Raw genomic sequence first — 19,279 nt, forward strand, 5'->3', positions numbered from 1 at the left:
GAATGGAAGGGCTACACCCGAGCCCACCCAGAGGTCACTCGCCCCCCACGCCCCGCCTGGCATGGACCCGGTGGGGCAGTGGTGTCACACTCGTGGTGTCACAGTGGTGGTGCTACGGGTGGGAGGCGGGGGTGGAGGTGCGGCTGACGGTGGACGAGTTGGCGGCGCGGGCGGGGGTGACGGTGCGGACGGTGCGGTTCTACGGGACCAAGGGGCTGCTGCCGCCGCCGGTGCTGGGGGCGCGGCGGGTGGGGTGGTACGGGGCGGAGCACCTGGACCGGCTGGGGCTGATCGAGGAGTTGCAGCGGCAGGGGCTGACGCTGGCCGCGATCGAGCGGTACCTGGCGCGGCTGCCGGAGGACTCCACGCCGCTGGATCTGGCGATCCACCGGGCGCTGGTGGCGTCGTGGACGCCGGAGGTGCCGCAGGAGGCGGGCCGGGAGGAGGTGGAGCGGCGGGCCGGGCGGCGGCTGTCGGAGGAGCAGCTGGACCGGCTGGCCGCGATGGGGGCGCTGGAGCGGACGGCGGACCCGGAGGTGTTCCGGGTGGATCCGGGGCTGCTGCCGCTGGGGGTGCGGATCCTGGACGTGCCGATCCCGCTGGAGACGCTGGTCGCGGCGCGCGCGGTGGTGGTGGAGCACAGCCGGGCGACGGCGCGCGAGTTGCAGCGGCTGTTCCGGGAGACGGTGTGGAGGCCGTACCGGGAGAGCGAGCCCGCGCCGGACGAGGTCGAGCGGATGAAGGCGCTCACCGACCACATCCAGCCGATGGTGGCGCAGGCGCTGGTCACGGCATTCCAGAAGTCGTTGCGGGAGGAGTTGGGCGAGGAACCGGGCGAGGAGCCGGGCGAGGCGGCCGCCGATGAGGAACGGGCCGCCCCGCCCGAGCGGTGATCAGTCCGTGAAGGTGCGCCCCTCGGCGGCGATCCGCTCCAGCAGGGCGGGCGGCGCGAACCGCTCGCCGTACGCGGCGGCGAGTTCGCGGGCGCGGTCCGCGAAGCCGGCCGGGCCGCCCGGGTAGCCGTTGATGTACTGGAGGACGCCGCCGGTCCAGGCCGGGAAGCCGATGCCGAGGACGGAGCCGACGTTGGCGTCCGCGACCGAGGTGAGCACGCCCTCCTCCAGGCAGCGCACCGAGTCCAGGGCCTCGCTGAACAGCATCCGCTCCTTGAGGTCCTCGAACGGGACGTCGGCGTCCGGGCGGGTGAAGTGCTCCCGCAGGCCCGGCCAGAGGCGGCCGCGCCCGCCGTTCCCGTCGTACTCGTAGAAGCCGGCGCCGCCGCTGCGGCCGGGGCGGCCGAACTCGTCGACCATCCGGTCCACCACCGCGTCCGCCGGGTGGGCGGTCCACTCGCCGCCGGCCGCCTCGACCGCGCGCCGGTGCTCGTCGCGGATCCTGCGCGGCAGGGTGAGGGTCAGCTCGTCCAGCAGCGAGAGCACCTTGGCCGGGTAGCCGGCCTGGGCGGCGGCCTGCTCGACGCTGGCCGGCTCCACGCCCTCGCCGATCATGGCGACGCCCTCGTTGATGAACCGGCCGATCACCCGCGAGGTGAAGAAGCCCCGCGAGTCGTTGACCACGATCGGCGTCCGGTCGATCTGCCGGACCAGGTCGAAGGCTCGGGCCAGCGCCTCGTCCCCGGTCCGCGGCCCGCGGACGATCTCCACCAGCCGCATCCTGTCGACCGGCGAGAAGAAGTGCAGGCCGATGAAGTCGGAGGTGCGCCGAACGCCCTCGGCGAGCAGGCCGATCGGCAGGGTGGAGGTGTTGGAGCAGAGCAGGGCGTCCGGCGCGACGACGCCCTCGATCTCCTGGAACACCTTCTGCTTCAGCTCGGGGTTCTCGAAGACCGCCTCGATCACCGCGTCGCAGCCGGCCAGGTCGGCCGCCTCGGCAGTGGGGGTGATCCGGGCGAGCAGCTCGTCGCGCTGCGCCCCGGTGCTCCGCCCGCGCGCCACCGCCTTGGCCAACAGGCCCTCGGAGTACGCCTTTCCGCGCTCGGCGGCCTCCAGGGTGACGTCCTTGAGCAGCACCTCGATGCCGGCCCTGGCGCAGACGTGGGCGATGCCGGCGCCCATCATGCCGGCGCCGAGCACGGCGACCTTGCGGACCTTCCGCTTCTCCACCGAAGCGGGCCGCCCCGCGCCGGAGTTGACCGCCTGGAGGTCGAAGAAGAGTCCCTGGATCATGTTCGTGCTGGTCTGCCCGCAGGCCAGCTCGGTGAAGTAGCGGGCCTCGACCTCCATCGCGGTGTCGACGTCCACCTGGGCGCTCTCGACGGCGGCGGCGAGCACATTGCGCGGCGCCGGGTAGGGGGCACCGGCCAGCTGCTTGCGCAGGTTGGCGGGGAAGGCGGGCAGGTTGGCGGCGAAGGCCGGGGTGCTGGGGGTGCCGCCGGGGATCTTGTAGCCCTTGACGTCCCAGGGCTGGACAGGGGCCGGGTTGGCCTCGATCCAGGCCCGTGCCCGGACTGCCAGCTCCTCCGGGGTGTCGGCGAGTTCGTGGACCAGGCCGTGTTCGAGGGCCTGCGCGGGGCGGTACTGGCGGCCCTGCAGCAGGAACTTCAGCAGGGCGTCGGTGATGCCGAACAGCCGGACGGTGCGGACGATCCCGCCGCCGCCGGGGAGCAGGCCGAGGGTGACCTCGGGCAGGCCGATCCGGCTCGCCGGGGTGTCCAGGGCGATCCGGTGGTGGCAGGCGAGGGCCAGCTCCAGGCCGCCGCCGAGCGCGCTGCCGTTGACCGCGGCGACGACCGGCCTGCCGAGCGTCTCCAGGGTGCGCAGGGCGCGCTTGATCCGCATCGACTTCTCGAAGACGGCGGCGGCGTCCCCGGGTCCGGCGGCGGAGAGCATCCGCAGGTCGCCGCCGGCGAAGAAGGTCTTCTTGGCGGAGGTGACGACCACGCCGCGCAGTCCACCGGCGGCGGCGAGGCCGGCCAGCCGGGCGACGACGGACTCGAAGTCGGCGGTGAACGCCTCGTTCATGGTGTTGACGGACTGGTCGGGGTCGTCGAGGACGAGGGTGACCACGCCGTCCTGGTCCTGCTCCCAGCGGATGGTGGTGGTGTCGCTCATGGGTTCGGATCTCCGGAGAGGTGGGGAGGAGGACGGGGGTCAGACGCGCTCGACGATGGTGGCGATGCCCATGCCGCCGCCCACGCAGAGGGTGGCCAGGCCGTAGCGCAGCTCGCGCCGCTCCAGCTCGTCGACGAGGGTGCCGATGAGCATCGCGCCGGTGGCGCCCAGCGGGTGGCCGAGGGCGATGGCACCGCCGTTGACGTTCACCTGCTCCGGGGAGAAGCCCATCTCGCGGATGAAGCGCAGGGCGACGGCGGCGAAGGCCTCGTTGATCTCGACCAGGTCGATGTCGGCGGCGGTCAGCCCGGCCTTGGCGAGCGCCTTGCGGGTGGCGGGCGCGGGGCCGGTGAGCATGATGGTCGGCTCGGAGCCGGAGACGGCGGCGGAGACGATCCGGGCGCGCGGCCGCAGCCCGTAGCGCTCGCCGGTCTCACGGTTGCCGATGGCGACCAGGGCGGCGCCGTCGACGATGCCGGAGGAGTTGCCGGCGTGGTGGACGTGGTCGATGGCCTCCACCCAGTGGTACTTCTGCAGGGCGACGGCGTCGAAGCCGCCGGCCTCGCCGATGGCGGCGAAGGAGGGCTTGAGCGCGGCGAGCGTCTCGACGGTGGTGCCGGGGCGGATGAACTCGTCGCGGTCCAGCACGACCAGGCCGCTGCGGTCGCGGACCGGGACGACCGAGCGGTCGAACAGGCCGTCGGCCTGGGCCTTGGCGGCGCGGGCCTGGGACTCGGCGGCGAACGCGTCGACGTCGGTGCGGGAGAGGCCCTCGATGGTGGCGATGAGGTCGGCGCCGATGCCCTGCGGCACGAAGTTGGTCTCGTAGGCCGTCATCGGGTCGGCGAACCAGGCGCCGCCGTCGGAGGCCATCTTCACCCGGGACATCGACTCGACGCCGCCGGCCAGGACGAGGTCCTCCCAGCCGGAGCGGACCTTGGCGGCGGCCAGGTTGACGGCCTCCAGGCCGGAGGCGCAGAAGCGGTTCTCCTGGACGCCGGCGACCGTGTCGGGCAGACCGGCGGCGACGGCGGCGATCCGGGCGATGTCGGAGCCCTGGTCGCCGACCGGGCTGACCACGCCGAGCACGATGTCGTCGATCGCCGCCGGGTCCAGCTCCGGGAAGCGGCGGCGGATCTCGTGGATCAGGCCGACGACCAGGTCGATCGGCTTGGTGCCGTGCAGCGAGCCGGTGGCCTTGCCCCGGCCGCGCGGGGTGCGGATCGCGTCGTAGACGTACGCTTCGGTGGTCACGGTGGGGAGCCTTTCGGGGCGGGGGGTGGCGGCGGAGTCGGGTGGTGGGGATCAGTCGAGCAGGGAGCGGCCCACGATCTCCTTCATGATCTCGGTGGTGCCGCCGTAGATGGTCTGGATGCGGCCGTCGGTGAACGCCCGGGCGACCGGGTACTCGGCCATGTAGCCGTAGCCGCCGTGGAGTTGGAGGCAGCGGTCGGCGGTGCGCTTGTGCAGTTCGGTGGCCCACCACTTGGCCATCGAGGCGTCCGCAGGGGTGAGCGCGAAGCGGTTGTGCTCGGTGATGCAGCGGTCGACGAAGGCGCGGGTGACGGCGCACTCGGTGGCCAGTTCGGCGATCTCGAAGCGGACGTGCTGGAGCTTGGCCAGCGGCCGGCCGAACGCCTCGCGCTGCTTGACGTGGTCGGTGGTGATCTCGACCAGGTGCTCGGCGCCGGCGATCGCGGCGGCGGCGATGGTGAGCCGCTCCTGGGCGAGGTTCCGCATCAGGTAGCGGAAGCCCTGGTGCGGTTCGCCGAGCAGGTTCTCCTTGGGGACGCGGACGTCCTGGAAGAACAACTCGGCGGTGTCCTGGGCCTTCTGGCCGATCTTGTCGAGGTTGCGGCCGCGCTCGAAGCCGGGCATGCCGCGCTCGACGACCAGCAGGCCGAGGCCGTGCGCGCCGCCCTCGGGGGTGGTGCGGGCGACCACGACCACCAGATCGGCGAGGATGCCGTTGGAGATGAAGGTCTTGGCACCGTTGAGCAGGAAGTGGTCGCCCCGGTCGACCGCCTGGGTGCGGATGCCCTGGAGGTCGGAGCCGGTGCCGGGCTCGGTCATCGCGATGGCGGTGATCAGCTCGCCGCTGCAGAAGCCCGGCAGCCAGCGGCGCTTCTGCTCCTCGGTGGCGAGCGAGGTGAGGTAGGGGCCGATGATGTCGTTGTGCAGGCCGAGCGCCAGACCGGAGGCACCGGCCCGGGCGAACTCCTCGGCCAGTACCGCGGCGTAGCGGAAGTCGGCGGTGCCCCCGCCGCCGTACTCCTCGGGGACGGCGAGGCCGAGCAGGCCCTGCCGGCCGGCGGCCTGCCAGGCCTCGCGGTCGACGATGCCGGCCTTCTCCCAGCGGTCGTAGTGCGGCAGCACCTCCTTGGCGAGGAAGGCCCGGACGGTGGCCCGGAAGTCCTCGTGCTCATCGGTGAAGAGGTCGCGTTGCACGGCAATCTCCTTGGCGGGGTGGGAGGTTCAGTCGACCGACGACGAGTCCAGCACGGGCACGCCCCAGTCGGCGGCGACCTCGGCGGCGTCGGCGCCCGGCCGGGCGGGCGGGCGGCGCAGCGCGCCGGGGGTGGCGGAGAACCGCGGGGCGGGCGCGGGCTGGGTGACGCCGCCCACCTCGACATAGGTCGACCGGCTCGCCAGGTGCGGGTGGGCGTGGGCCTGACGCATCGTCAGCACCGGCTCCACGCAGGCGTCGGAGCCCGCGAAGACGGCCTCCCAAGCGGCGCGTGGCCTACTGGCGAAGCGGGCGGCGATCCGGGCCCGCAACTCGGGCCAGCGGGCGGTCTCCCACTGGCCGGGCGCGTCCGGACCGAGCTCCAGCAGCCGGGCGAACTCGGCGTAGAACTGCGGCTCCAGGGCGCCCACCGCGAGGTGGCCGCCGTCGGCCGCCGGGTAGACGGCGTAGAACGGCGCGCCGCCGTCGAGCAGGTTGACGCCGCGCCGCTCCTGCCACCGCCCGCCGGCCAGCAGGCCCTGGAGGACGGCGGTGAGGTGGGCGGCGCCGTCGACGACGGCGGCGTCGACGACCTGGCCGACGCCGGTGGCGCGGGCGTGGTGCAGGGCGGCGAGCAGGCCGACGACCAGGTAGAGCGAGCCGCCGGCGTAGTCGCCGAGCAGGTTGGCGGGGATGGCGGGCGGGCCGTCGGCGGCGCCCGCGGCTTCGGGGCCGACGGCGGGGCCGGCGGTGGGGGCGACGGCGGGACCGGTGGCGGGGGCGACCAGGCCGAGCGCGCCCGACACCGCCGTGTACCCGATGTCGTGCCCGGCCCGGGCGGCCAGCGGCCCGTGCTGGCCCCAGCCGGTCATCCGCCCGTACACCAGCGCGGGGTTGCGGGCCAGGCAGTCCTCGGGCCCGACGCCGAGACGCTCGGCGACGCCGGGCCGGTAGCCCTCGATCAGCAGGTCGGCCCGGGACGCCAGGTCGAGCACCAGGCCGGGCCCGCCGGGGGACTTGAGGTCGACGACCACCGAGCGCTTGTTGCGGCCCGCGACGTCGTACGCCGGGTCGATGCCGAGCGGCGAGGGCTCCGGCCGGTCGACCCGCACGACGTCGGCGCCGAGGTCGCCCAGCAGCATCGCGGCGAACGGCCCGGGGCCGATCCCGGCGAGTTCGACCACGCGGACGCCGGCCAGCGGACCGCCGCGCTCGCCGCCGGTGCTGTCACGTTCGGACGCCACTGCCCCTCCGGGGGTCGACGAAGTCTGACAGTAAAGCTGTCACACTCGCGATGATAGGGAAGCGACCGTTCAGTAACAAGACCCTCGGGCGCCCGCGGAGGGCCCGCCCCGGTGGGCGGCGGCCGGACGCGATGACACCCCTCCTCATCCCCCGGGACGGCCGCCTCCTCCTCCGGTTCACCCCGGCGGGGGAGGCGGATCGGGTTGCCGGAGGACGTGCGGGTGGGCGGGTGCGCGGGAGCGTGGGGGCATGACCTCAACGTTTCCGCTCCTTCCCGCCACCCCGCCCGTCGGCCGGGTGCGGACGGCGGCGGCCTCGGTGGCCGTCGCCGCGACCGTGCCGTACCTCACCCTCAAGCTGCTCTGGCTCACCGGCCACCCGGTGGGGGCCGGGGACGCCGAGGCGATGGACGACCTGTGGCTGGTCAACCTGCTCACCTTCGGCATGGACGTTGTCGCCGTCGTCCTGGCACTCGCGTTCGTCCGCCCCTGGGGGCGGCGGGCGCCCGCCGGGCTGCTGGCCTTCCCGATGTGGGTGGCGACCGGGCTGCTCGGCACCATCCTGGTCGCCATGCCGCTCTTCCTGCTCTCCGCCCTGGTGCTCGGCCCGGAGCAGCAGACCACACAGGCCGACGACGGCCCCAGCGGCTGGGTGTTCACCCTGGTCTACAGCGGATTCGCCGTCCAGGGGCTGGCGCTGATCACCGGGTTCCTGCTGTACGCGCGGGAGCGCTGGGGCGGGCTGCTGCACCGCGACCGGATCGGCGACCTGCCGCACTCCCCCACGCTGACCACCCAGCGGGCGTTGGCGGGCGTCGCCGCGCTGCTCGCGGTCGGGGTCGCGGCGGCCCGGCTGTACTGGGCGCTCGGCGGGTCGGCCGGGCTGCCGCTGACGTGGGTGGACCAGCGCGGACGGAGCACGGCGATCATGGACAGCGTGACGGCGGTGATGGCGGTGGCCGCGGTGGCGGCGCTGCTGGTGCTGGTGTTCCGGTGGCGGCCGGGGTGGCGGCTGCGCGGGCCGCTGGCGGTGGTGTGGACGGCGGCCGGGTCGGTGTTCGCCTGGGGCTCCTGGCAACTGGTGGCGAACGGGACATCCGTCACGGCCTCCGCCGACCCGCGCGAAGCGGTGCCGGGGCTGCTCCCGCTGGTGGAGGCGGCGCAGGTGGTGACCGGCCTGCTGGTGCTGGCGGTGGGCGCGGTCGCGCTGGCCGAGCGGGCGGCGAGGGCCGCCGTCCCGGACACCGCCTGGGCCACGACGACCGTCGTCCGGGCCGGGGATGCTGACGTAGAGTCGGCGGGATGATCACGGGGGCGGGTCGGGAGCGGGGCGGGCGCGGGAGCGCGCCGAGGCGGGTGGCGGGCGCCCTGTTCGGGCGCCGCGCCCGGCTGCGGTGGGTGCACCTGGTGCTCGGCGGCGCGCTGCTGATGCCGTACTGGATGCTGTCGACGGTCGTGCTGGGTGCGCTGGACCCGCGCAAGGGCCCGCTGGTACAGGTCCTGCTCTACTTCGCCGCCCTCGCCGCCTCGCTCCCGATGGCCGCCGTCACCGCCCTGGTCCCGACCGTCCGGGCGCTGGAGGGGGCCGCCGCGCTCGCGCTGTGCTCACCCCGGCGGGCGGCGGAGGTGGTGACCGGCCCGGCCCGGTCCTGGGCGGCGCGGCGGCGGACGGCCGGGTGGTTCGTGCTGCACCTGCTGTTCGGCGGCGTCGTCAGCGGGATGACGCTGGCCGGTGCGCCGTTCGCGGCCGTGCTGGTCCTGCGGCCGACCGGCTTCGAGGAGATGGTGCGGTTCTGGGAGGAGCAGGGCCTGCCCGGGTGGCTGCCGGGGCCGGTGCTGGGCGGCGCGCTGCTGGCGCTGATCGTCGCCACCAGCGCCGGCCTCGGCGCGCTGCTGGCGCGATGGGCACCCGTGCTGCTCGGCCCGACCCCGGACGAGCGGCTGGCGGCCGCCGAACGGCGGGCCGGCGTGCTCGCCCAGCGCAACCGGCTGGCCCGGGAACTGCACGACTCGGTCGGCCACGCGCTGAGCGCCGTCGGCATCCAGGCCTCGGCCGCCGCCCGGGTGCTGCGCTCCGACCCGGAGTTCGCGGCGGAGGCGCTGGCCGCCATCGAGGAGACCGCGCGCGGCGCCGTCGCCGAACTGGACGCGGTGCTGGGACTGCTCCGTGAGGAGGACGGCGACGCGGCCGGGCCCGCCGGACCGACCCTCGGCGCACTGGACGACCTGCTGCGGCAACTGGCCCGCATCGGGCTGGCGGTGGACGCCGAGGTGGCCCCCGGGCTGGACCGGCTGCCGGCCGCGCTCTCCCGTGAGGCCTACCGGATCGTCCAGGAGGGCCTGACCAATGTGCTGCGGCACGCCGGTCCGGCCGGCCCCGTGCCCGCCCGGCTGCGGGTCGCCCCGGCCGGCGGGCGGCTGGAGATCGAACTGACCAACCCGCTCGGCCGCTCGCGGCCCGGCCGGCCCGGCGGCGGGCGCGGGCTGCGCGGGATCGGCGAGCGCGCGACGGCGCTGCACGGCGGCTGCGAGGCCGGGCCGGTGGACGACGGGACGACGTGGCGGCTGGCCGTCTGGCTGCCGATGGGAGGAGAGCGGTGAACGGGAACGTCAACGGGAGCATCGCGGACGGGACGGGCGGTACGGCCGGCGGACCGGTCCGGGTGGTGATCGCCGACGACGAGCGGCTGGTGCGCACGGGTCTGCGGGTGGTGATCGACGCCGAGCCGGACCTCACCGTGGTCGGTGAGGCGGCCGACGGCGCCGAGGTGGTGCCGCTGGTGCGCGAACTGCGGCCGGACGTGGTGCTGATGGACGTCCGGATGCCGGGGATCAACGGCATCCGGGCCACCGAGCAGTTGCTCGCCGGGATGGCCGAGCCGCCGCGGATCCTGGTGGTCACCACCTTCGAGCACGACGACCACGTGTACGACGCGCTGCGGGCGGGGGCGGCCGGGTTCCTGCTGAAGCGGGCGCGGGCCGAGGAGATGGTGCAGGCGGTGCGGCTGATCGCGCGCGGGGACTCGCTGCTGTTCCCGGCGGCCGTGCGCGAACTGGCCCTGCGGCACGCGGCGCCGCCGGGGCGGGCCGACCGCCCGGCCCCCGGGCGCGGCCCGATCGCACGGCTCACCGAGCGGGAGGGGCAGGTGCTGCGGCTGATGGCGACCGGGCTCAACAACGGGGAGATCGCCGCCAGGCTGGTGCTCAGCCAGGAGACGGTGAAGACGCACGTCGGCGGCGTACTGGCCAAACTGGGCGCGCGGGACCGCACCCAGGCGGTGATCGCGGCGTACGAGTCGGGGTTCGTGCTGCCGGGCTGAACCCGGGGCTCGGCAGCGGGCGGGAACCGGTGATCGCCGACTGGCTGGTGCTTTCAGGCCGCGCAACGCCTCCGGCCGGCCGCGCGGGCCACCGAGGGGTACGGCTACGTCCGGGGCCGGAGCGCGCTGCTGACGGTCGGTTCATCGCACCGGACGCCGCGCCGCCGTGGTCGGCCTGGACCGGCCGGACACGCCGGTCCGCGCTCAGATCCGCCAGGACCGGATCCGGTCGGCCGCCGCGAACACGTCCGCCCGCCCGTCGGCGATGTCCCTGGCCAGCTCCACCAGCGTCCCGTACGGCGGGTCGATGCCCTCCCCGGCCGCGTGCATGTACGCGGCCGTCGTCATGCAGGCGTACAGGTTGTTGCGCACCGGGAGCGGGCGCAGCAGCACGATCGTGTGCATCAGGGTGGCCGCGCACCAGGCCGGATCGGCGTCGTGGCCGAGCTGCGCGGTGTTCACCCGGTGCCGCGCGACGGCCGCCTGGAGCGCCGAGTAGTCCCGCACGCTGAGGTCCTCGGGCGAGGCCAGCTCCTGGACGTCGAGCAGCCAGCGCAGATCGACTCGCAACAGCATCATCGCGCCCCCCGTCGCGCGCGCCCGCTCAGGCGGCCGGCGCGTCCTCCGGGAACTCCCGGTCGAACTCCTCGCGGTGCGCGTTCCAGAACGCCACCGCGTGGGAGACGAACACCCGGCGCTGCTGCTCCCGCACACTCAGGTCGTGCACATACGCCTTGACGCTCTTGCCGTCGGCGGCGGCCGCCTCGCGGATGGCGGCGAGTTCGTGCTCCGTGTACTCGATGTTGAGGGCAGGCATGGCGCCGATGGTACTGGAGCGCACGGGAGTTGGACACTGAGCCGGCGACCCTGACACCGCTCCGGGACCGCGTACGCCGCCGGTCTGAGCCGGGCCTTCCCGGCGTACCTCCACGGTCGCGGTGCGGACCGCTCCGCAGGCTGACGTGCCACCGCCGCGCCGGCTCGTACCGTCGACCCGTGGGCGGCGGAGGGGTTCCGCGGGGGAGGCCCGGACCTGGAGGCACGGCGGACGGCATGGGTATGGGGCAGAGGAAGTCGACGGCCAGGACGACGGCCAGGACGACGGCCAGGGCGACGGCCAGGACGACGGGGATCGCGGCGGTCGCGCTCGCGGTCACGGCGGGAACCGTCGGGGCGGCCGGAGCCGCCGGGGCGGCGCAGGACGGGGACGGCGCGGCGGGGCGGCCGGGCGTCAACCAGTTGGAGGGCGTCTGGCAGACGGACGGCTACGGCACGATCATGGAGATCCACGGAACCACCTTCACCACCTACGACGTGACCCGGATCAGTTGCACCCCGGGGTTCCTCAGCGGCGCGCAGGTCGGCAACCCCGGGCCCGGCGGCGCCGTCCGGTACGGCCTGCCCGGCAAGGGGTACGGCGAGCTGACCGTCACACCCCGGGGCCGTGACCGGGCGGTGTACAAGGACGACGGCGCCACCGCGACCAGGAACCTGTCCCGGCTGCCCGGCGGGCTGCCGGCCCGGTGCACGCAACCGGCGCCGCAGGACGCGCTCGCCGTCTTCGACCGGTTCTGGGCGACCTTCGAGGAGAACTACCCCTTCTTCGCCGCCAAGGGCATCGACTGGCACGCCAAGGGCGCGGCGGCGCGGGCGACCATCACCCCGCAGACCGACACCGCCGGGCTTGAGGGGATCATCAAGGGCCTCCTGGAACCGCTCGGTGACGCGCACACCGCGCTGGCGCGCAAGGCGGCCGACGGCGGGTACGACCTCGTCTTCGGCGGGCTGCGCCCGGGCACCGAGGAGCCGACCGACCAGCTGCGGGAGCAGGCGGGCCGGGCGGTCGCCGCCCAACTCCTCGCGCCCGAGCAGGCCTTCGGCCGCGGCCTGCTGGGCGTCGGCGAACTCCCCGGCGGCATCGGCTACCTGCGGGTGAGCGGCTTCGACGGTTACGTCGACGACGGCCCCTACCAGGACCACGCGGCCGAGCTGGACAGGGCGCTGGACCTGCTGCTGGCCCACCCCGAGCGGCTGAACGGCCTGGTGATCGACCTCCGGCTGAACGGCGGCGGCTCGGACGAGCTGGGGCTGCGGATCGCCTCCCGGCTCACCGACCGGCCCTTCCTCGCCTACCGCAAGGTGGCCCGCAACGACCCGGCCGACCCGACCCGCTTCACCGCGCCCCAGCCGAGCGTCGTCCGCCCGGCCACCGGGGCGACCCGCTACACCGGGCCGGTCGCCCTGCTCACCGCCGGCTCGACGGTGAGCGCGGGCGAGACCTTCACCCAGGCGCTGATGCAACGGCGCCCGGCACCGGTCCGGATCGGCGAGAGCACCCAGGGCGTGTTCTCCGACATCATGTTCAAGCCGCTCTCGGCCGAGCTCCTGGCCGTCCTGCCGAACGAGAAGTTCCTCACCCCGGCCGGCACCACCTTCGACGGACCGGGCATCCCGCCGGACGTCCGGACCCCGGTCTTCACGAAGGAGGAGCTGGCCGGGCTGAAGGACTCCGCCCTGACCGAGGCCCGGCGACTGCTCGCCGCCGGGACCGGCCCCCGCTGATCACATCGGATCCACCGCCCTCAGCTCGCCGTCCAGCTCCAGCCAGCGGGTGACGCCAAGCCCGCGCAGGAACGGCACGTCGTGGCTGGCGACGATCAGCGCACCCTGGTAGGCGGCGAGCGCCTGGGTGAGCTGGCGGACGCTGGCCAGGTCGAGGTTGTTGGTCGGCTCGTCGAGCAGCAGCAACTGCGGCGGCGGGTCGGCCAGCAGCAGCGCGGCCAGGGTGGCGCGGAACCGCTCGCCGCCGGAGAGCGTGCCGGCCGGCTGGTCGGCCCGCCCGCCGCGGAACAGGAACCGGGCCAGCCGGGCCCGGATCGCGTTGTCCCCCGCGCCCGGCGCGAACAGCTTGACGTTGCCCACGACGGTCAGCTTGTCGTCGAGCAGGTCGAGCCGCTGCGGGAGGTGGCGCAGCGGCACCGGGGTGACGACCTCTCCCCGCAGCGGGGCGAGTTCGCCGGCGATGGCGCGCAGCAGGGTGGACTTGCCCGCGCCGTTGCGGCCGACCAGGGCGATCCGCTCGGGCCCGCGCAGGTCGAGGTCGGCGGTGATGCCGTGCGGCAGCCGGACCTTGTCCAGGGTGAGCACGGTGCGTCCGGCCGGCACGGCGGTGCGCGGCAGGTCGATCCGGATCTCGGCGTCGTCCCGGACGGCCTCCTCGGCGACGGTCAGCTTGCGCCTGGCCTCCTCCAGCCGTTCGGTGTGCATGCCCTGGAGCCGGCCCGCGGTCTCCTGGCCCTGGCGTTTGAGCTTGCCGGCGACGATGTGCGGGTCGTTGCGGGTGACCGAGCGCTTCCGGCCGTAGCTGGCGCTGCGGTCCAGCCGCATCCGGGCCTCGGCCAGGTCCCGCTTCTGGCGCTGGACGTCGGCCTCGGCGTTGCGCAGCAGCCGCTCGGCGGTCTCCTGCTGGGCGGCGACGGTCCGCTCGTACTCGGCGAAGTTGCCGCCGTACCAGCTGACCTGGCCGTCCCTCAGCTCGGCGATCTGGTCGACGTGCTGGAGCAACTCGCGGTCGTGGCTGACGATCACCATCACGCCGCCCCAGCCGGCCACCGTCTCGTAGAGCCGCGCGCGGGCGGACCGGTCGAGGTTGTTGGTCGGCTCGTCGAGCAGCAGGACGTCGGGTCGGCGCAGCAGCAGGGCGGCCAGCCGCAGCAGGACGGCCTCGCCGCCGGAGAGTTCGCCGGTGGTGCGGTCGAGGCCAAGCCGCTGCAGACCGAGCCGGTCGAGCAGCGCGCGGGCGCGCTCCTCGACGTCCCAGTCGTCGCCGACCGCGTCGAAGTGCCGCTGGTCGGTGGAGCCGGACTCGATGGCGTGCAGGGCCTCGCGGGCGGCCCGGACACCGAGCGCCTCGTCGACCCGCAGTCCGGTGTCCAGGGTGAGGCCCTGGGGCAGGTAGCCGATCTCGCCGGCCGCCCTGACGGCGCCCGAGGTGGGGGTCAGTTCGCCCGCCAGCAGGCGCAGCAGGGTGGACTTGCCCGCGCCGTTGAGCCCGATCAGCCCGGTGCGGCCGGGCCCGACGGCGAGGTGGAAGCCGTCGAGGACGGGCCTGCCGTCCGGCCACTCGAAGGAGAGGTCGGTGCAGAGGAGTGAGGTGGTGGGTTGTGCCATGGAAAGCCTCCCGGAGGTCGCCGACGTGGTCGTGGAACAACACGGGGAGACACCGCGGGTGCGGGTGGGACCGGGAGGTGGGGGCCGGAGTCGTCAAAGTGACGGGGGACGCCGGGCCGGCTCACCACTGAGGTCGGGCACGCGCACACTCACGGACCGCGGGCAGCGGCATGGTCGGCGGAAGGGCCGGTGCCATGGCTGCGGTGCGGCGGGGGCGGTGTCTCGGGACCTCAGTAGATCAAGGGCCTGCTCCTGTTCTGGCGGGTGACAGGCATCACGCTACGGAGGCGCCCGGTGACGTGCAACCGGTTTTTCCGGTGCCGATCACGTGCCGATCCGGTGACAGCCGCGCCCCGGGCCGGCCCGCCGGACGGGGGGCGTCCGCCGCTCGTGGCAGACTCCTCCCCTGCCACCCGCTCGCTCGACATCCGCGGCCGTGGCGTGCATTCACAGGGGGAACTGAAAACATGTCACCGATATCCCGGGCGACGCGTGCCGCGCTGGGCGCCTCCGCCGTGGCGCTGACCATGGTCGTCGCGACCGCGTGCGGCCCGGAGAACAGCGACCCGGTCGCCGCCCCGTCCGGCGGACAGCCCGGCGCGACCACCACGGCCACCACGGCCACCACGGACTCCACCGGCAAGCCGGGCGGTCTGCCGCCGATCAAGCTGCCGAGCGCCGACGAGCTCAAGAAGTGGAGCTTCGACGACTGGGACAAGTGGGCCCAGCAGAACGTCATCACCCCGGCGGTCAAGGGCTTCTGGGACCTGCAGAAGATCCTCAAGGCCAAGCCGGCCAAGCCGGGCCCGGGCGGCCGGCCCACCGCGCAGCCCAGCACACCGCCCACCGCCCAGCCGACGTCGACGGCCCCGACGGCCCCGCCGACCAGCGCGGCCCCGGCCCAGCCCGGCGGCACCGGCGACACCGGGGGCACCGGGGGCGGAACCGGCGGCGGCCAGAACGACCCGCAGCCGAAGCCGGTCGAGATGAAGCCCGTCCCGCACCCGTACGCCAAGCCGGCCCACGTCAACGGCAAGCTGTTCTTCCAGGACGGCAACCAGGACTACGTCTGCTCCGGCACCGTCGTCTCCGACCCGGCCAACCCGGGCCGCAGCAACCTGGTCTGGACGGCCGGCCACTGCCTGCACGGCGGCAAGGGCGGCAAGTACCACACCAACATCACCTTCGCCCCGGCCTTCAACAGCAGCGGCGCGGTCAGCGCCGGCAGGCAGGGCTCGCTCGCCGACGCCGAGCCGTACGGCGAGTGGGGCGCCGTCGCGGGCATGGTCTCGCCGCAGTGGGCGGCCGAGGCCGACCCGCAGAACGGCGGCCCGTGGAGCCAGTACGACTTCGGCATCCTCAAGGTCGCCGACCCGGACGGCAGCGGCAGGTCGCTGGAGGAGGTCGTCGGCGGCTCGGTGCCGGTCTGGTTCAACGCCCCGCGCGAGCAGATCGCCACCGTGAGCACCTACGGCTTCCCGGCCGGCAAGCCGTTCGACGGCATGGAACTGGAGCACTGCGAGGCCGGCAAGCCCGCCCGCCGCTCCATCGACCCGGCCCGCCCGACCATGCTGATGACCGGCTGCAACGGCACCGGCGGCGACAGCGGCGGCGGCTGGTTCACCACCAGGGACGGCAAGCAGGTTCTGGTGTCGGACACCTCCATCGGCGGCTTCGACAACACCTGGGAGGCCGGCCCGTACCTGGACGACGTCGCCCAGCACGCGCTGGAGTACTTCTCGACGAAGACCAAGTGACCCCGGTCACCCGCTGAACCCGCTCCGCCGGGGCGGTGCACGGACCCGCCCCGGCGGAGCGGGCGGGTGGACGGCACCGCCGGACGGCACCGCCCCGGCGGCGTCCGCGTCCACCCGCCTAGAATCGGGGCATCATGAGCGCCACACTCGTCGTCAAGGACCTCGCCGCCGGCCACGGCGAGCGCACCCTCTTCTCCGGCCTGGACCTGGTCGTCGCCCCCGGCGACGTGATCGGCCTGGTCGGCGTCAACGGAGCCGGCAAGTCCACCCTGCTGCGGCTGCTGGCCGGCCTGGACACCCCGGAGAGCGGTTCGCTGCGGCTCAGCCCGGCCACCGCCAACGTCGGCCACCTCCCGCAGGAGCCCGAGCGGCGCCCGGACGAGTCGGTCCGCGACTTCCTGGCCCGCCGCACCGGCGTGGCCGCCGCGCAGGCCGCGCTGGACGAGGCCACCCAGGGCCTGGTGGACGGCGCGCCCGGCGCCGACGACGCCTACGCCACGAGCCTGGACCGCTGGCTGGAGCTCGGCGGCGCCGACCTGGAGGAGCGGGCCGAGGAGGTCGCCGACTCGCTCGGCCTCAAGGTCTCCCTGGACCTGCCGATGACCGCCCTCTCCGGCGGCCAGGCGGCCCGGGCCGGCCTCGCCTCGCTGCTGCTCTCCCGCTACGACGTCTTCCTGCTCGACGAGCCCACCAACGACCTCGACCTGGACGGCCTGGAGCGGCTGGAGGCCTTCGTCAAGGGCCTTCGCGCGGGCACCGTGGTGATCAGCCACGACCGCGAGTTCCTGGCCCGCACCGTGACCAAGGTGCTGGAGCTGGACCTGCACCAGCACCAGGTCAACCTCTACGGCGGCGGCTACGAGGCGTACCTGGAGGAGCGCGCCACCGCCCGCCGGCACGCCCGCGAGGAGTACGAGGAGTACGCCGACACCAAGGCGGGCCTGGAGGCCCGGGCCCGGATGCAGCGCGGCTGGATGGAGAACGGCGTCCGCAACGCCCGCCGCAAGTCCAGTGACAACGACAAGATCGGGCGCGCGATGCGCACCGAGTCCACCGAGAAGCAGGCCGCCAAGGCCCGCCAGACGCAGCGGATGATCGAGCGGCTGGACGTGGTCGAGGAGCCGCGCAAGGAGTGGGAGCTGCGGATGGAGATCGCCGCCGCGCCGCGCTCCGGCTCGGTGGTCGCCACCCTGCGCGGGGCCACCGCCCGGCGCGGCGACTTCACGCTCGGCCCGGTGGACCTGCAGATCGACTGGGCGGACCGGGTCGCCATCACCGGCGCCAACGGCGCGGGCAAGTCCACCCTGCTGGCCGCCCTGCTGGGCCGGCTGGACCTCGACTCGGGCAGCGCCGTACTGGGCTCCGGCGTGGTGGTCGGCGAGGTGGACCAGGCGCGCGGGCTGTTCCTCGGCGGGGAGCCGCTGCTGGAGGCGTTCGCCGCCGCCGTCCCGGAGCTCGCGCCGGAGGAGGTGCGCACCCTGCTGGCCAAGTTCGGCCTGAAGGCGGTGCACGTGCTGCGCCCGGCCGGCACCCTCTCCCCCGGCGAGCGGACCAGGGCGGCGCTGGCGCTGCTCCAGGCGCGCGGGGTGAACCTGCTGGTGCTGGACGAGCCCACCAACCACCTGGACCTGCCCGCGATCGAGCAACTGGAGTCGGCGCTGGCCTCGTACACCGGCACGCTGCTGCTGGTCACCCACGACCGCCGGATGCTGGACACGGTCGCGGTGAACCGGCGGATCGAGGTCGGCGGCGGCCGGGTCAGCGAGCTGTAGGCGGTCGCACGGCAGGGCGGGCCGGGAGACGAGGTCCAGACCTCTTCCCCGGCCCGCCGTCATGTGCTGTGCTGTCGCCCATGGTTGACAGCACAGCGCTCGACAGCGCGGTGGCAGACGTGTCCTACCCGACCGTCCCGCTCACCCCCATGACCGTGCCCGCCCACGAGGCCGAGGCCCGCAGCAGGTCCTTCCACGACGTGATGGCGCAGCGCCGGACCGTCCGCGACTACTCGACCCGCCCGATCCCGGACGGCGTGGTCGAGTGGGCGATCCGCACCGCCAACACCGCGCCGAGCGGCGCGCACGTACAGCCCTGGCGGTTCGTGGTGATCACCGATCCGGAGCGCAAGAGCCGGCTCCGCGAGGCCGCCGAGGCCGAGGAGCGCGAGTTCTACGCGCACCGGGCCTCCGAGGAGTGGCTGAGCGCCCTGGCGCCGATCGGCACCGACTGGCGCAAGCCGTTCCTGGAGGACGCGCCGGCGGTCATCGTCGTCTTCGAGGTGCACAAGGGCCCCCACTCGCCGCGTCCGTACTACACCAAGGAGTCGGTGGGGATCGCGGTCGGCCTGCTGCTCTCCTCGCTGCACCAGGCGGGTCTGGCCACCCTCACGCACACGCCGAGCCCGATGAAGTTCCTCAACGAGGTGTGCGAGCGGCCGCAGGAGGAGCGGGCCGCCTACGTCATCCCGGTCGGCTACCCCGCCGAGGGGGCGCGCGTGCCGGACCTGCGGCGCAAGGAGCTCGACGAGGTGCTGATCCGGCTCTGACGCGCCCCCGGACGGGCCCGCCGCGCGGCGGCGGTCGGTGGTGACAGGTACAGGACGCCGACATAATCGCTGTCATGAAGCACGTCATGCCGCCGCCGTGCGGGGACGCGACCGCGCCCGGTGCGCCCGTCCGCGTCACATCCGGCGTCACGTCCGGCGTCACACCCGACGCACCCACCCCCGGCCGGCCGCCCGAACTGCTGCGGCCGGCCGGGGGGATCACCCTGCGGCGGCGCTCCCCGGCCCAGGCGCCCGCGCTCAACGCCGCCGTCCGGGCCAACCTGGACCATCTGCGGCCCTGGCTGGAGTGGGCCGCCGAGGCCCCCACCCCGGCCAGGACCGCCCGGCTCACCGCGGCCGGCGTCGCCGCCTGGGAGGCCGGCACCGACTTCATCTACCTGGCCGGCCTGGACGCCGAGCCGGGCCGGGTGATCGGCTCGTTCGGCCTGCACGGCAGGATCGGCCCGGGCGCGCTGGAGATCGGCTACTGGGTGAGCGCCGAGCACGGCCGCCGCGGCATCGCCACCGCCGCCGCCCGCTCGCTCGCCGAGGCGGCACTCGCCCTGCCCGGGATCCACCGGGTCGAGATCCACTGCGACCCGGCCAACACCGCCAGCGGCGCGGTGGCCCGCCGGCTCGGCTTCCGGCTCGACCGGGTGGTCGACGCGCCGGTCCGGGCGCCGGGCGAGACCGGCCGCAAGCAGATCTGGATCCAGGGCCGCTAGCCGC

Annotated in this window: 16 protein-coding genes; 9 read left to right on the forward strand and 7 right to left on the reverse strand. The window is 74.6% G+C overall.

The features are described from left to right. Window positions 1–92: 92 nt before the first annotated feature. Window positions 93–893 (forward strand): MerR family transcriptional regulator, encoded by an 801-nt coding sequence (locus tag ACFZBX_RS28015; protein ID WP_391536566.1) that lies wholly within the window; start codon window positions 93–95, stop codon window positions 891–893. Here ACFZBX_RS28015 and ACFZBX_RS28020 read toward each other — a convergent pair whose 3' ends face one another. From ACFZBX_RS28020 to ACFZBX_RS28035, 4 genes are read right to left on the reverse strand one after another with little or no spacing between them, the layout of a single operon-like run. After that, the gene (locus ACFZBX_RS28020; protein WP_391536567.1) at window positions 894–3,071 is read right to left on the reverse strand and encodes a 3-hydroxyacyl-CoA dehydrogenase NAD-binding domain-containing protein; all 2,178 of its coding nucleotides are present in this window, start codon (window positions 3,069–3,071) and stop codon (window positions 894–896) included. A 39-nt stretch (window positions 3,072–3,110) separates the two neighbouring features. Continuing rightward, window positions 3,111–4,325 (reverse strand): acetyl-CoA C-acetyltransferase, encoded by a 1,215-nt coding sequence (locus tag ACFZBX_RS28025; protein WP_391536568.1) that lies wholly within the window; start codon window positions 4,323–4,325, stop codon window positions 3,111–3,113. A gap of 51 nt (window positions 4,326–4,376) precedes the next feature. After that, window positions 4,377–5,519: an acyl-CoA dehydrogenase family protein gene (locus tag ACFZBX_RS28030; RefSeq protein WP_391536569.1), complete on the reverse strand. Its 1,143-nt coding sequence runs from the start codon at window positions 5,517–5,519 to the stop codon at window positions 4,377–4,379. A gap of 27 nt (window positions 5,520–5,546) precedes the next feature. Beyond that, complete coding sequence (locus ACFZBX_RS28035; protein ID WP_391536570.1) at window positions 5,547–6,761, reverse strand: CaiB/BaiF CoA transferase family protein; 1,215 nt, start codon at window positions 6,759–6,761, stop codon at window positions 5,547–5,549. Window positions 6,762–7,011: 250 nt separating this feature from the next. Here ACFZBX_RS28035 and ACFZBX_RS28040 point away from each other — a divergent pair, with 250 nt between their 5' ends. Genes ACFZBX_RS28040 through ACFZBX_RS28050 form a run of 3 tightly spaced genes read left to right on the forward strand, consistent with a single transcriptional unit; the run spans window position 7,012 to window position 10,081 of the window. After that, window positions 7,012–8,067, forward strand: coding sequence for a hypothetical protein (locus ACFZBX_RS28040; RefSeq protein ID WP_391536571.1), 1,056 nt, complete (start codon window positions 7,012–7,014; stop codon window positions 8,065–8,067). Continuing rightward, window positions 8,064–9,362 (forward strand): sensor histidine kinase, encoded by a 1,299-nt coding sequence (locus tag ACFZBX_RS28045; protein WP_391536572.1) that lies wholly within the window; start codon window positions 8,064–8,066, stop codon window positions 9,360–9,362. Before ACFZBX_RS28040 ends, ACFZBX_RS28045 begins: the two co-directional genes overlap by 4 nt. Next, window positions 9,359–10,081: a response regulator gene (locus ACFZBX_RS28050; protein WP_391536573.1), complete on the forward strand. Its 723-nt coding sequence runs from the start codon at window positions 9,359–9,361 to the stop codon at window positions 10,079–10,081. The genes ACFZBX_RS28045 and ACFZBX_RS28050 overlap by 4 nt, the downstream gene beginning before the upstream one ends. Window positions 10,082–10,285: 204 nt before the next feature. Here ACFZBX_RS28050 and ACFZBX_RS28055 read toward each other — a convergent pair whose 3' ends face one another. Together ACFZBX_RS28055 and ACFZBX_RS28060 are read right to left on the reverse strand one after the other, a co-directional pair. Beyond that, window positions 10,286–10,657 carry a toxin Doc gene (locus ACFZBX_RS28055; protein ID WP_391536607.1) on the reverse strand — a complete coding sequence of 124 codons (372 nt, stop codon included), beginning with the start codon at window positions 10,655–10,657 and terminating at the stop codon, window positions 10,286–10,288. A gap of 28 nt (window positions 10,658–10,685) precedes the next feature. Further along, the gene (locus ACFZBX_RS28060) at window positions 10,686–10,898 is read right to left on the reverse strand and encodes a hypothetical protein (RefSeq protein WP_344322900.1); all 213 of its coding nucleotides are present in this window, start codon (window positions 10,896–10,898) and stop codon (window positions 10,686–10,688) included. A gap of 242 nt (window positions 10,899–11,140) precedes the next feature. On the opposite strand from ACFZBX_RS28060, the gene ACFZBX_RS28065 reads away from it, so the two are divergent. Then, window positions 11,141–12,643: a S41 family peptidase gene (locus ACFZBX_RS28065; RefSeq protein WP_391536574.1), complete on the forward strand. Its 1,503-nt coding sequence runs from the start codon at window positions 11,141–11,143 to the stop codon at window positions 12,641–12,643. Here ACFZBX_RS28065 and ACFZBX_RS28070 read toward each other — a convergent pair whose 3' ends face one another. Further along, the gene (locus ACFZBX_RS28070; protein WP_391536575.1) at window positions 12,644–14,251 is read right to left on the reverse strand and encodes an ABC-F family ATP-binding cassette domain-containing protein; all 1,608 of its coding nucleotides are present in this window, start codon (window positions 14,249–14,251) and stop codon (window positions 12,644–12,646) included. 467 nt (window positions 14,252–14,718) lie between these two features. On the opposite strand from ACFZBX_RS28070, the gene ACFZBX_RS28075 reads away from it, so the two are divergent. From ACFZBX_RS28075 to ACFZBX_RS28090, 4 genes are all read left to right on the forward strand, one after another. Next, the gene (locus ACFZBX_RS28075; RefSeq protein WP_391536576.1) at window positions 14,719–16,008 is read left to right on the forward strand and encodes a hypothetical protein; all 1,290 of its coding nucleotides are present in this window, start codon (window positions 14,719–14,721) and stop codon (window positions 16,006–16,008) included. Between the two features lie 134 nt (window positions 16,009–16,142). Then, on the forward strand, window positions 16,143–17,780 hold the full coding sequence (locus tag ACFZBX_RS28080) for an ABC-F family ATP-binding cassette domain-containing protein (RefSeq protein ID WP_391536577.1): 1,638 nt from the start codon (window positions 16,143–16,145) through the stop codon (window positions 17,778–17,780). Window positions 17,781–17,860: 80 nt separating this feature from the next. Further along, window positions 17,861–18,550 (forward strand): nitroreductase family protein, encoded by a 690-nt coding sequence (locus ACFZBX_RS28085; RefSeq protein WP_391536578.1) that lies wholly within the window; start codon window positions 17,861–17,863, stop codon window positions 18,548–18,550. Between the two features lie 74 nt (window positions 18,551–18,624). Beyond that, a complete protein-coding gene (locus ACFZBX_RS28090) occupies window positions 18,625–19,275 on the forward strand; it encodes a GNAT family N-acetyltransferase (protein WP_391536579.1) in 651 nt (216 codons plus the stop codon). Window positions 19,276–19,279 lie beyond the last annotated feature (4 nt).

Source organism: Kitasatospora sp. NPDC008115, from assembly GCF_042957205.1.
GTDB lineage: Bacteria > Actinomycetota > Actinomycetes > Streptomycetales > Streptomycetaceae > Kitasatospora.

What these genes read in the sequence shown, in the direction of transcription:
- ACFZBX_RS28020 (WP_391536567.1), bottom strand. Translation starts at nt 3,071, where the DNA reads ATGAGCGACACCACCACCATCCGCTGGGAGCAGGACCAGGACGGCGTG.
- ACFZBX_RS28040 (WP_391536571.1), top strand. Translation starts at nt 7,012, where the DNA reads ATGACCTCAACGTTTCCGCTCCTTCCCGCCACCCCGCCCGTCGGCCGG.
- ACFZBX_RS28045 (WP_391536572.1), top strand. Translation starts at nt 8,064, where the DNA reads ATGATCACGGGGGCGGGTCGGGAGCGGGGCGGGCGCGGGAGCGCGCCG.
- ACFZBX_RS28055 (WP_391536607.1), bottom strand. Translation starts at nt 10,657, where the DNA reads ATGCTGTTGCGAGTCGATCTGCGCTGGCTGCTCGACGTCCAGGAGCTG.
- ACFZBX_RS28060 (WP_344322900.1), bottom strand. Translation starts at nt 10,898, where the DNA reads ATGCCTGCCCTCAACATCGAGTACACGGAGCACGAACTCGCCGCCATC.
- ACFZBX_RS28065 (WP_391536574.1), top strand. Translation starts at nt 11,141, where the DNA reads ATGGGGCAGAGGAAGTCGACGGCCAGGACGACGGCCAGGACGACGGCC.
- ACFZBX_RS28070 (WP_391536575.1), bottom strand. Translation starts at nt 14,251, where the DNA reads ATGGCACAACCCACCACCTCACTCCTCTGCACCGACCTCTCCTTCGAG.
- ACFZBX_RS28075 (WP_391536576.1), top strand. Translation starts at nt 14,719, where the DNA reads ATGTCACCGATATCCCGGGCGACGCGTGCCGCGCTGGGCGCCTCCGCC.
- ACFZBX_RS28080 (WP_391536577.1), top strand. Translation starts at nt 16,143, where the DNA reads ATGAGCGCCACACTCGTCGTCAAGGACCTCGCCGCCGGCCACGGCGAG.
- ACFZBX_RS28085 (WP_391536578.1), top strand. Translation starts at nt 17,861, where the DNA reads ATGGTTGACAGCACAGCGCTCGACAGCGCGGTGGCAGACGTGTCCTAC.
- ACFZBX_RS28090 (WP_391536579.1), top strand. Translation starts at nt 18,625, where the DNA reads ATGAAGCACGTCATGCCGCCGCCGTGCGGGGACGCGACCGCGCCCGGT.